The sequence below is a fragment of the Ichthyenterobacterium magnum genome, assembly GCF_003610635.1.
GTDB classification, from domain to species: Bacteria; Bacteroidota; Bacteroidia; order Flavobacteriales; family Flavobacteriaceae; genus Ichthyenterobacterium; species Ichthyenterobacterium magnum.
The window spans coordinates 77,854-90,951 of sequence record NZ_RAQJ01000004.1 but is presented as its reverse complement, the minus strand read 5'-3'; the positions used below and the strand labels follow the sequence as shown (position 1 = coordinate 90,951).

Annotated in this window: 9 protein-coding genes; 4 read left to right on the top strand and 5 right to left on the bottom strand. The window is 31.4% G+C overall.

Annotated elements, in window-relative coordinates; all coding sequences use genetic code 11:
- Nucleotides 1-129 precede the first annotated feature (129 nt).
- From BXY80_RS10560 to htpG, 3 genes are all read right to left on the bottom strand, one after another.
- Entirely contained in the window at nt 130-714 is a 585-nt protein-coding gene (locus BXY80_RS10560; RefSeq protein ID WP_120201733.1) for a Crp/Fnr family transcriptional regulator, read from the bottom strand.
- A 158-nt stretch (nt 715-872) separates the two neighbouring features.
- The gene (locus tag BXY80_RS10555) at nt 873-1,061 is read right to left on the bottom strand and encodes a hypothetical protein (protein WP_147376125.1); all 189 of its coding nucleotides are present in this window, start codon (nt 1,059-1,061) and stop codon (nt 873-875) included.
- Nucleotides 1,062-1,077: 16 nt separating this feature from the next.
- Nucleotides 1,078-2,988 carry a molecular chaperone HtpG gene (gene htpG, locus BXY80_RS10550; RefSeq protein ID WP_120201729.1) on the bottom strand — a complete coding sequence of 637 codons (1,911 nt, stop codon included), beginning with the start codon at nt 2,986-2,988 and terminating at the stop codon, nt 1,078-1,080.
- 134 nt (nt 2,989-3,122) lie between these two features.
- Between htpG and BXY80_RS10545 the strand changes: the two genes are divergently transcribed.
- On the top strand, nt 3,123-4,127 hold the full coding sequence (locus tag BXY80_RS10545) for a 3-oxoacyl-ACP synthase III family protein (RefSeq protein ID WP_120201728.1): 1,005 nt from the start codon (nt 3,123-3,125) through the stop codon (nt 4,125-4,127).
- A 636-nt stretch (nt 4,128-4,763) separates the two neighbouring features.
- On the opposite strand, the gene BXY80_RS10540 is transcribed toward BXY80_RS10545, so the two are convergent.
- The gene (locus tag BXY80_RS10540; RefSeq protein WP_120201727.1) at nt 4,764-7,235 is read right to left on the bottom strand and encodes an outer membrane beta-barrel family protein; all 2,472 of its coding nucleotides are present in this window, start codon (nt 7,233-7,235) and stop codon (nt 4,764-4,766) included.
- A gap of 174 nt (nt 7,236-7,409) precedes the next feature.
- Here BXY80_RS10540 and BXY80_RS10535 point away from each other — a divergent pair, with 174 nt between their 5' ends.
- Nucleotides 7,410-7,772, top strand: a complete 363-nt coding sequence (locus tag BXY80_RS10535; RefSeq protein ID WP_120201726.1) for a CoA-binding protein — start codon at nt 7,410-7,412, stop codon at nt 7,770-7,772.
- Here the strand turns inward: BXY80_RS10535 and BXY80_RS10530 are convergent.
- Entirely contained in the window at nt 7,756-9,228 is a 1,473-nt protein-coding gene (locus BXY80_RS10530; RefSeq protein ID WP_120201725.1) for a sodium:solute symporter, read from the bottom strand. The two genes, BXY80_RS10535 and BXY80_RS10530, sit on opposite strands and share 17 nt — an antisense overlap.
- A 150-nt stretch (nt 9,229-9,378) precedes the next feature.
- Between BXY80_RS10530 and BXY80_RS10525 the strand changes: the two genes are divergently transcribed.
- On the top strand, nt 9,379-12,381 hold the full coding sequence (locus BXY80_RS10525; protein ID WP_120201724.1) for a VPS10 domain-containing protein: 3,003 nt from the start codon (nt 9,379-9,381) through the stop codon (nt 12,379-12,381).
- 98 nt (nt 12,382-12,479) lie between these two features.
- A complete protein-coding gene (gene recR, locus BXY80_RS10520) occupies nt 12,480-13,097 on the top strand; it encodes a recombination mediator RecR (protein ID WP_120201722.1) in 618 nt (205 codons plus the stop codon).
- Nucleotide 13,098 lies beyond the last annotated feature (1 nt).

Here is a 13,098-nt window from a genome sequence, read left to right as displayed (position 1 = left end):
AGCGCATGTTGTAAAACATGCGCTTTTAAGCTATTAATCAAAGGGATTATAATAGTATTTTACTTATCTCAGTGATAACACAAAGATAGATAGGATGTGTTTTTAAAAAATTGATGTATGATAATAAATTTAGTTAATAGACAATTCTTTTCTAATTCTGCTTAAACTTTCTGTAGTGATTCCTAAGTAAGAAGCAATATGATAATTTTTTATAGATTTCTCAATGTTAGGATACGTTTTAATAAAATTGATATAACGTTTTGATGCTGGTTGAGATAGACTTGATAAAATTCTTTCTTGAAAAGCAGCAAAAGCACGCTCTAGTTTTTTTCTAAAAAAAGATTCTATTCTTGGAATTTTGGTGTACAAATACTCTTTATGTTCTTTAGTTAATCTATATAAAGTTGCATTTTTTAGAACTTCAATATTCATAATAGCTTTTGAAGTAGAGAAGAATGCAGTGTAATCACTCATCCACCAATCTTTAATACCAAATTGAACTGTGTATTCTCGCCCATGGTTATCAATATGGTAGGACCTTAAACAGCCTTCTAGTATATAATATTGTTTGTCAACATAATCTCCTGCTTTAAGTAATACAGTTCCTTTTTTATAAACTTCTTTGAAGAAAACAGACTCAATAATTTTAATTTCTTCATTAGAGAATGAAAGACCTTTAAAAATTTCTTTGATTATAGAATTATCTGATTGCACTTTAATTTAGATTGATTTTCTTAAATTACATAAAACTATTTAAATGAGCATGTTACAATCGGTATTCTCTTTAAAAATTAGATAATCTGTTTTAATTAATAAAAAACCACCTTGAATTAACAAAGTGGTTTTTTATTAATTAAAACAGATGCCTAAGTTTAATCTCCACTAAAAGCGTAATAGGCTTCAAAATCCATATCGTCTTCAGCTGTTAATTCTACTTTAGATTTTGAATTACTCTTACTTTGATTTTTCTTGTTTTCTTGAGCTTTCTTAAAAGTTTTATTAACTCCAGATGTTCCAATATTTGGATTTTTTATATCCGCGTTATGATTTGGTTTTTTCATTTTTGTCATAGCTTGTTTACTTTATCATTTCGTAGCTACGCTTAATAAAGTTTGTTAGCTCTTCACCTTTTAATAAACCTTGAGAAAGTCGTGCTAAATCTAGACTTTGGTTTATTAAACGTTCCTGTTTTTTCTTTGTTTTTGTGTTTAAAATTTCACCAACCAATTCGGAGTTTGTGTTTACAATAAGGTTATACATTTCTGGCATGTTACCCATTCCAAACATTCCGCCGCCGCCAGTTTGTTGCATCTCTTTCATACGGCGCATAAACTCTGGTTGTGTAATAATAAATGGAGAAGCTTCACTATCCATCGCTTCTAATTGTACCATAAATTTATCTGAAGGTACAACGTCTTTCAATAATTCATCTAAAGATTTCTTTTGGTCTTCATCTAATTTAGAAATCGTTGTTTCGTCTTTCTTAATTAAATTATCAATATGATCACCATCTACACGAGCAAACGTGATATTTTCTTTAGTGGTTTCTAATTTTTGAATTAAATGCGATACAATAGGAGAATCTAATAATAAAACCTCGTAACCTTTAGCTTTTGCAGATTCTATGTAAGAGTGTTGTTCATCTTTATTAGATGCATAAAGAATTACTAATTTATCGTCTTTATCGGTTTGGTTTGCTTTTATTTTATTAAATAGCTCTTCGTAGGTATAATACTTACCATCTACTGTTGGATATAATGCAAAAGCATCTGCTTTTTCGAAGAATTTTTCTTCAGATAACATACCATATTCAATCACGATTTTTATATCATCCCATTTTGCTTCAAAATCTTCTCTGTTATTATTGAATAATGATTTTAATTTATCTGCTACTTTACGTGTGATGTAAGATGAAATCTTTTTAACAGCGCCATCAGCTTGAAGATATGAACGAGATACATTTAAAGGAATGTCTGGCGAGTCAATAACACCACGTAACATTGTTAAAAACTCAGGAACAATACCTTCTACATTATCTGTTACAAACACTTGGTTTTGGTAAAGTTGAATTTTATCTTTTTGAATGTTTAAATCATTCGTCATTTTTGGGAAATATAAAATCCCTGTTAAGTTGAACGGATAATCTACATTTAAATGTATGTTGAATAAAGGCTCTTCAAATTGCGTAGGATACAGTTCTCTATAGAAGTCTTTATAGTTTTGATCTTCTAAATCTGCTGGTTGTTTAGTCCAAGCTGGATTTGGATTATTTATGATATTATCTACAGTAATTTGTTTGTGAGGCTCAGTAGTTTCTTTACCATCTTTATCTGTAGTTGTTTCTGGGGTAAAATCTGGATCGTTTACGTCTTTAGTACCAAACTTAATTGGTACAGGCATAAACTTGTTATACTTTAATAGTAATTCGCGTATTCTTGCGTCTTCTAGAAACTCTGTAGAGTCTTCAGCTATATGAAGAATAATTTCTGTGCCTCTATCTGTTTTATTAGAAGCCTCTAAAGTAAATTCTGGTGAGCCATCACAGGTCCAATGTGCAGCTGGTTCATCTTTATGAGACTTAGTAATAATCTCAACTTTTTCTGCAACCATAAATGCAGAGTAAAAACCAAGACCAAAATGACCAATAATGCCAGAGTCTTTTGCAGAATCTTTGTATTTGTCTAAAAACTCTTCAGCTCCAGAAAATGCCACTTGATTGATGTATTTTTCAACTTCGTCAGCTGTCATTCCTAAACCTTGATCTATAATATGAAGTTTTTTCCCTTCTTTATCAATCTTAACTTCTATTTGCGGATTACCGTAATCTGCTTTAGATTCTCCAATATTGGTTAAATGTTTTAGTTTTAAAGTAGCATCAGTTCCGTTACTAATTAACTCACGTAAAAAGATTTCGTGATCGCTATATAAGAATTTTTTAATGAGAGGAAAGATATTCTCTACCGATACATTAATATTTCCTTTTGTCATGATATATGTGTTTTATTATGATTGTTATAATGATGGATTTAAGACAAAAAAAGTACCAAGAGTTAAAATGTGACAAACTGACATTTTATTAAAACTATAATTTGTAATTTTATCTTTCTTTTTAAAATAAAACTATGTACAATTCAAAAATAATAGGCTTAGGAAAGTATGTTCCTGATAATGTGGTTACCAATGACGATTTGTCTAAGTTTATGGATACTAATGACGAGTGGATTCAAGAACGAACAGGAATAAAAGAGCGTCGTTGGATTAAAGACGGCACAGATGATACTTCTGCGGTAATGGGAGCAAAAGCTTCACGTATAGCAATTGAAAGAGCCGGATTAACTAAAGATGATATAGATTTTATTGTATTTGCAACCATGACACCAGATTATTATTTCCCTGGTTGCGGTGTTCAAATTCAAGATATGTTAGACATGCCAACAATTGGAGCTATTGATATTAGAAACCAATGTTCTGGTTTTGTGTACGCGCTTTCTGTTGCAGACCAATTTATTAAAACAGGAATGTATAAAAATGTACTGGTAGTTGGTGCAGAATACCATAGTAACGGACTTGATAAAACAACAAGAGGACGTGGCGTTACCGTTATTTTTGGTGATGGCGCAGGTGCTTGCGTATTATCGAGAGAAGAAGATACTAAAAAGGGCGTTTTATCTACACACTTGCATAGTCAAGGTAAATATGCAGATAAGTTAATTGTAGAATCACCTAGTATTAAACATTGGGTTCCTGAAATTTTAGAAGGAGGAGAAGAAGATTTGTCTTATTTCCCATATATGGATGGTCAGTTTGTGTTTAAAAATGCGGTTGTTCGTTTTAGTGAAGTGATTATGGAAGGTTTGTTGAAAAATGGACTTGAAAAAGACGATATAGACATGCTCATACCACATCAGGCTAATTTGCGTATTGCACAATTTATTCAGAAAAAGTTTGCTTTAAGAGATGATCAAGTATTTAATAACATAATGACTTATGGTAATACAACTGCCGCTTCGGTTATTATTGCACTTACAGAAGCATGGGAAGAACAAAAAATTAAAGAAGATGATACTGTTGTGTTAGCTGCTTTTGGTAGTGGGTTTACTTGGGCAAGTGCTATTATTAAATGGTAGCCTAAATAATTTAAGGACACATTAAAATATTAGAAAATAAAATTTATTGAAACTACCTGATAAATCATTGTTTTTATAATGCTACTTCTTTCTGTTTTTCTTTTTATGGTTAAAAACAAAAAAAGATAAGGTATCTAATTGGGGTTGTGGAGTTTGTCTATTGTAAAGACTATTTTCGTACATAAAAAAAACCCGAAACAAAAAATGCTCCGGATTTTTTCTGCTATTAATCAACCTTTAACTAACACTAAAACTATAAAAGAGTGAATCTCTATAGGTGATTAACTTTAAACTTATCACTATATATAGACGTAAAAAGTTGTTTTTTATTTCATCAACACATAGTTTTAACTATCAATTAACATTTAAATAAATAACCCAAAGTAGAAACTTTGAGCTTTATGCTATTAATCAATTTCCTAAATATTTTGCTAAAGTTGATGGCTAATTCAAATAACAAAATTGTTATGGACTTATTAAGTCGTACTTAAAATAAACACATTACATTGATTATCAAACTTTAACAGTTTTTAATAAAATAAAAGCCCAAAACATAATTGCTTCGGGCTTTCTTATTTAATAACCAAACATTAACACTAACCATCAACTATTTATGAAGGGCTATTAAACTTTATTTTAAATGAATCCGCCGCTTCCAGATTTTTCATTTTTATCTCTGTTTTTACGCTTTAAAGCTCGGTATTTGCCGCCACCAAAACGGTAAGATAAATTAACGTTCCACGAATTACTTTCCCAGTTAAACTCACCAACAGATGGATAAGGCGATATGCCATTAAATTCAAATTTCATAGTGTTAAAAATGTCACTATAGTTAAAACTAAATGTAGCTCTATTATCTTCTAAGAAACTATAACGCATTCCTGTATTTACAAAGTACATAGGTTTTCTTTTAAATTGAATACCTTGTTCTTCGCCACGATACATTGCAAATACAGAAAAACTTAGTTTTTTTGAAGCTTTAAAATTGTTAAATACTCTAAAGTTCCAAACCACATTTTCTACTTCGCTTTTACTTGTTCTAATATCTGCAACAGTTGCGTTTTGAGGGTCTACAGCATCAATAAATTCTGTGATTCCTGTTTGAGTTTGTGAGTATAAGTCAAAACTTGCATTAAAACTCCACCATTTTGTTGGTCTGTAGTTACTAGATAATTCTATACCATAAGCAGTAGTATTATCAAAGTTATCATAAGATAAAATAGCATTTGCGGCAGATACATCTGTGCGATCGATAAACACAACTCTACTGATATTATCTTCAACTAATCTATAAAATACGCCAGCAGTTAAGCTTCCTTTTCCTAATTGTCTCGTATAGTTTGTTTCAATAGAATTAGTGAATTGAGGTTTTAATTCTGAATTTCCAAAAGACGATACTCTTGGTGTGCTCCATTCTCTAATAGGATTTACTTGTTGTAAACCAGGTCTGTCTACACGACGACTAAAACTTAATTGGTACGAATTTTTATCTGAAGGATTATATGTTAAAAAAGCTGAAGGATAAACTTGAAAGTAATCATTTTCAAAAGGAATTAATTCAGTTTCAGTAGCACTAGTTTTAAGCGCATCTGCTTTTACATTAACTTGCTCAAAACGTGCTCCAAATTGGTAACTCCACTTATCTAGCTTTTTACCATAAGTTGCATAGGCTGAGTAAATATCTCTATTATAATCAAAATCTGTACTTGGTGTTGGAATTATATTTGCATCACTATCAAAAGTAAAACCTGTTGAGTTATAATCTACTACTGTATTAAATAAACGTGCTTCAAAACCAACTTCTAGCTTAGTTTTTTCATCTAATGGGTTTACATAATCAACATTTATAGTGGTTTGGTCTCTTTCTGTATCTACCAAATCTCTATAGTTTGGAGGAAAACTAAAATTAACAAAGTTGAAATTTGCGTCTTCATCTTGATTAAAGGTGTTGTAATCTATTTCTACATCTAAGGTTTCATCTTCTTTAGTAAAGTTATGTTTATATGCTAAATTATATTGAGATGAGTTATTCTTAGAGTCATTACTGAAAAGTTGCCATTGTGCTGATCTGTTAGGAAAACTTACACGCGTATTACCAAAACCGTCACCTTCAAATATGTTTTGGTTTGTGAAAAACGAAATGGTGTTTGTATCATTCATATAGAAATCAACACCAGCTTTTATTAGGTGTGATTTATTATTGTTTCCAAATTTAAAATCTTGTCTTGAATCATCATCTAATCTATTGATGTTTCCAAAATTGTCATATTTACCAATATTGTTTCCGTAGTTACCATAAAAATTAAATTTACCGTTACGGTAGTTCATATCTACTGAACTATTAAATTTGGCGAAAATCTCTTTAGTTAAACCAAGATTAATATTTCCGTTAAAACCAAGCTTAGTATTTTTATGAAGCTTGATGTTTATAATACCACTCATGCCTTCTGGATTGTATTTTGCAGATGGATTGGTGATTAACTCAATTTGTTTTATTGAAGTAGAAGGAATCTGCTTTAATAATTGAGCAATTGGTACATTAGAGAGTTTTCCATCTACCATTACACGAACATTTTCATTACCACGAAGACTAATGTTTCCTGTTTGTTGGTCTACATTAACAGATGGTATGTTGTTCATTATATCACTAGCTGTAGCTCCAGCAGTGGTTAAATCTTTTCCAACATTAATAACTTTACGGTCAATTTTTTGTTGAATTGTAGTGACTTCTGCAACAACCGTTACTTCATCTAAACTTTCAATATCTTCTTCTAATTTAATATCCCCAAGTTTAATTTTATAATTGCCTTTACCAATAGAGATGGTTTTGTTAACCGTTTTATATCCAATGTATTGAATGCTTACGGTTGACGAACCTTGTGGAATTTTTTTAATTTCAAATGTGCCGTCATCTCCCGTAATACCACCAGTTATGGTTGTATTTGTAGCATCTTTAATTACAATTGTAACATACGGAAGTGGCTGGTTTAGCGCCGTATCAATAACTCTTCCAGAAACGGTTCCTTCTTTAGAGCTTGTGTCTGCAGTTGGGTTTGCGTACATAAATGCAGAAAATAGCATCACATACAAATAAATAAATTTGTTCATTTTTTTGATTGATTAATTGATGTTTTTAATAGGTTGTTATTACATAGACGCTTACTTTTAATTTGTGTTACTTATTTTAACATTAGTTAACACCTTTTTAACACTTGTAATAAACTAGGGTAAAATTATAAACAGATTGTTATAACATTTTGCCAATTAACTTAAAAATAACATATGACTAAAAAGACACTTGTTTTTGGAGCTTCATTAAAGCCAAATAGCTATTCTAATTTGGCAATACGCAGACTGGTTACCTTTGGAAGTGAAGTTGTAGCTTACGGATTAAAACAAGGGATAATTGCCAATGTAGGTATAGATGTAGAACTAAAGTTTTATAAAAATATTGATACAGTAACATTATATCTTAATCCAGAAAATCAAAAAGAGTACTATAATTACATTATTGGCTTAAAACCTAAGCGTGTGATTTTTAATCCTGGAACAGAAAACCCAGAGTTTTATAGAATGTTAAACAAAAATAATATCGAATTTGAGGTTGCCTGTACTTTAGTTTTGCTGTCTACAAATCAGTATTAAGGTTCTTTTTTGAAATAAGTAACAATCCAATAAAAGTGATTAGACCGTTTAATGGTAGTATTTCCCAATGAAATTGGTATTTTCCAATTACACTTTCTGGTAAATATGTAATGCCAAAACTTATAAGTAATGCTACCAATGCAACAATCCAAGCATAGTTATCTTTTATAGAACGTTTAGTTAAAATACCAAAAGCAAATAACCCTAATAAAGGACCATAAGTAAACGTGGCAAATTTAAATAGGTTTCCAACAACATTTCCGTCAAGACTATTAAAGAGTATCACAACAAATATTAGTAAAATAGAAACCGCAACATGTACTTTTTTGCGAAGCGGTTTTTGATCTTCTTTAGGCTTTTTTTCTATGTTTAAAAAATCTACCGAAAACGAAGTGGTTAATGAGGTTAAAGCACTGTCGGCACTTGAGTAAGCAGCAGCAATTAAACCAATAATAAATACAATGGCTAATGGTTTTCCGAGGCCTTGATTCATTGCAATTTCTGGGAATAATAAGTCTGTTCTTGTTCTGCCATCTACTGTTGGGATTTCAATTCCAATTTTTTCAGCATAGATAAATAATAAAGCGCCTAAAGATAAAAACACAAAATTTACAATCACTAATAATGTAGCCATAGTAAACATGTTTTTCTGCGCATCATTTTGGTTTTTACAAGTTAGATTTTTTTGCATCATATCCTGATCTAAACCTGTCATAGCAATTGTTATAAAAACACCTCCAATAAAATATTTCCAAAAATAGGTTGTGGAATTTGGATCATCAAAAAAGAAAATCTGTCCTTTTTCAGTAAATTCATTAGAATTTATAAACTCCATATATGACCAATCTAGTTTTTGATTGATTAAATATATAGCAACGCCTACAGCAGTTAGCATAGCTAGGGTTTGCAATGTGTCTGTCCATACAATAGTTTTAATACCGCCTCTAAAAGTATACACCCAAATTAATAAAATAGAAATGACTACTGTTGCCCAAAACGGAATTCCTATTTGCTCAAAAACAATATATTGCATAGCAAGAGCAACTAAAAACAAACGAAAGGAAGCACCAGTAACTCTAGACAGTAAAAAGAAAAAAGCTCCTGTTTTATAACTTACTTTACCAAAACGCTGTTCTAAATACTGATATATTGATGTTACATTGAGACGATAGTATATTGGTAATAATATAAATAGAATAAATAGATAACCTATAAAAAAACCAAAAACGCCTTGCATGTATGCAAATTGTTGACCACCAATCATTCCTGGTACAGAAATAAAAGTTACTCCAGAGAGTGAAGCACCAATCATTCCAAATGCCACAATATACCAAGGCGATTGTTTTTTTGCTTTAAAAAACACAGCATTACTATCATCCTTACCGGTTAAATAAGATATTAATATAAGAATAACAAAGTATGCTGCAATTAACAGAATGATGGATGTTGGAGACATAAAACTTAAATATTAATGGTATTATTTTGTAAAATAGTATTTTAGCGTTGTTATAACAATATTAAGTAAATAAAAATTAAATAAACAGTTTGTTTTTATTCAACTAAAAAAACTGTGTATTTAACCCCAAACGATTAATAGCTATCAAAAATGAAAAATTTTTACATCACACTCGTTCTATCATTATTTGTTATGTATTCTTGGTCACAAGAGTATAAACGAATGATTTCTACAGGTACTTATACAGTACAACAAATACAAGCATCAGCTGAAGCGCACTTTGACATTGTAGGGCGCGGACGCGGTCTCGGTTATAAGCAATACAAACGTTGGGAATACCAAGCTTTGCGTAATATGGATGATAACGGAATGCTAAAAACACCTGAGTTTTATTATAATGAACTTCAAAATTACAATGGTTACTTAAATCAAAGCAATGTCTTAGCAAGAACCACAGTTGGTACTTGGGAAGAGTTAGGGCCAACCTATTGGAATGCAACCTCTGGCTATAATCCAGGAGTTGGTAGAGTAACCTCTATTGCTTTTGAAAACGGAAATACAGATCATATGATTGTTGGAGCAAGAACAGGTGGTGTATGGAAAACTACAGATGGAGGAACAAATTGGCAAGTACTTACAGATAATTTGTCAAATTTGGTTGTTTGGTCTTTAGCCATAGATCCAACAAATTCTCAAGCCTATTTTTGGGGATCTTCTAGCGGAACAATTTTTAAATCAACTGATGCTGGAGCTACGTGGAATATATTAGCAGATATAGGAAACGGTAGTGTCAACAAAATTTTAATAGACCCAAACAATACACAAAAAATGTATTGTAGTGCTGAAAACGGAGGGATTTATAAATCCACTAATGCAGGAGTAAATTGGACTCGTATTCACGCAAGTGCTACCAATGGATTTGATATAGAGTTTAAACCTGGAGATACAAATGTAATTTATGCATCAGGTAATCAGTTTTTTAAATCAATAGATGGAGGAGCAACATTTAATGTCCCAAACAGTTTACCATTGTGGACTCAAGAATATGTTAGTGGCACAACAGATTGGTCAACTGCAAGCGTAAATGAAAACGGATCTGTAACCCCAAAAACAGGAAACTCAATGGCTATCTTATTTATAGATTCACCATCAAATCCTATCACTAAGTTGGTCTCTCCAGAATTAAATCTTTCTGGGGCTAGTAATCCACAACTAAAATTCTCTTACACTCAAGTTAATTGGTTTGGAGATTTAGACCAATTAAAAGTATATTATAAAACGTCTTTAAATGGAACTTGGCTTGAATTAGCAGATTATTCTAACGAAATTACAACATGGACAGATATTACGTTGAATTTACCTAATCCATCCTCAACTTATTATATTGCCTTTGAAGGACTAAATCATTATGGAAGAGGAACCACACTTGATGACGTTTCAGTTGAAGATACAACACTAGGAACACTATTTCAAGATGGTTTTGAAAGCACTCCAAATGCATTTGGTAGTGGTGCTAAAATGATGGGTGTATCTGCAGATGATGACTCCGTTATCTATGTTGTAGAAGAGTCTGGAGGAACATATGGAGGCTTACACAAATCTACAGATAGCGGAGAAACATTTACAAAATTTAATCATGGTAATGATAACTATTTTGGGTATGAATCTGCTGCCGATGATGCTAGAGGACAAGCACCTAGAGATATGGATGTTGCTGTGAATCCAAATGATGCTGATGATGTGCATATTGCTGGAATAAATACTTGGCGCTCAACAGATGGCGGTGCTAATTTTAATATAACATCACAATGGACACCAGATGATGCAGCTTTTGAAAACATTGGGTATTGCCATGCCGATGTTGATTTTCTAGAATATCTAGACGGAAAATTATATGCAGCAACAGATGGCGGTGTGTATGTAGCAAATAATCCATTAAATGTAAATAGTAATTATTATACCGATTTAACGTCAGGTTTAGGAATACGTCAGTTTTATAGAATTGGGATAAGCCAAACAAACCCATCAATAGTTACAGGTGGTTCTCAAGATAACGGAACATCAATAATGGACACTAATGGAGATTGGACAGATTGGTATGGAGCCGATGGCATGGAGTCTTTTATTGATAAAAATAACAGTAACATTATTTATGGTACTGCACAAAACGGATGGCTAGTTAAATCCTTTGATAGCGGTCAAAATGTTTCAGTAATAACACCTTTAGATAACTTAGGCGAACCAAAATCTGGAAATTGGATAACACCTTTTGAGCAAGACCCAATACTTCAAAATGTTATTTATGCAGGTTATACCCAAGTGAATAAATCTATAGACGGCGGAAATACTTGGTCAGTAATATCTCAAAATTTCGGAAATAATTTAGATGAACTTAAAATTGCACCATCTAATAATAGTGTGATGTATGCATCTGTTGGAGGTAACCTTTACAGAACAACAAATGGAGGATTGACAAATTGGACAAACTTATCGCCTTCTAATCCAGCGATTTCAACAGATTATGCAGGATTCATAAATTACATTGCAGTACATCCAACTAATCCTAATAAGTTAGCAATAGCAACAACAAGTAGCTCTAAAGTTTATGTGTCATCTGATGCAGGAAACACTTGGGCTCCGTACAGGTTTAACTTGCCAAACTTTAGTGCCAGAGCTTTAGCATGGCATGATAACGGAAATGATGGGCTGTATTTAGGCATGAATTATGGCGTTTTCTATATAGACAACACAACCAATAATACATGGCAACCTTTCAGTAATAATTTGCCAAATGTTAGTATTAATGAGTTAGAGATTAATACAGTTACTAACCAAATTTATGCTGGAACTTATGGTCGTGGTTTGTGGAGGTCTAATGTATATGATTCTAGCTTAAGTGTAAATGAGTTTGAATTAAATTCACTTGTGTTATATCCTAATCCAGCATCAAAAGAAATTAATTTATCATGGAATAAAAGTGAACAAGTATCAATTAGAATTTATAATGCTATAGGTAAACTGATGTATTTTGTTAAGAATAAGAGTTTAATCAATACTATGAGTGTTGATATCTCTAATTATGCTTCAGGATTATATTTTGTAAAAATCAATAATATAAATGGTGTTATTACCAAAAAACTAATTATTGATTAGATTATACATTTAAAATACATAGGAGTCCAAAATTGACATTTCAGTTTTGGACTTTTTTATACTATAAATAGTTAGTAAATTATACTAAATTCGCAACTATGGAATTTTCTTCAAAATTATTAGAAAATGCAGTTAATGAAATGTCACAATTGCCAGGGATTGGTAAACGTACTGCATTACGTCTAGTATTAAATTTATTGCGTCAACCAAAAGAACAAACACTAAATCTAGCAAAAGCATTAAGTACAATGCGGAGCGATATTAAATTTTGTAAAAGTTGTCATAATATAAGTGATAATGACCTTTGTGAAATATGTATTAATCCACACAGAACAGATAGTCTTATTTGTGTAGTAGAAGATATAAGAGATGTTATGGCAATAGAAAATACAAGCTCATTTAGAGGCTTGTATCATGTGTTAGGAGGAAAAATATCACCTATGGATGGTGTTGGACCAAACGAGTTAAATATCCAATCGTTAGTAGATAAAGTTGAACAAGGAAAAATAAAAGAAATCATTTTTGCCTTAGGTTCTACCATGGAAGGCGATACAACCAATTTCTATATTTATAAGCAAATACAAGATTTTGATGTAGTTACGTCAACAATCTCAAGAGGTATTTCAGTAGGAAATGAACTAGAGTATACAGATGAGGTTACTCTTGGTCGAAGTATTATTAATAGAATTCCGTTTGAAATATCATTAAAATCTTAAC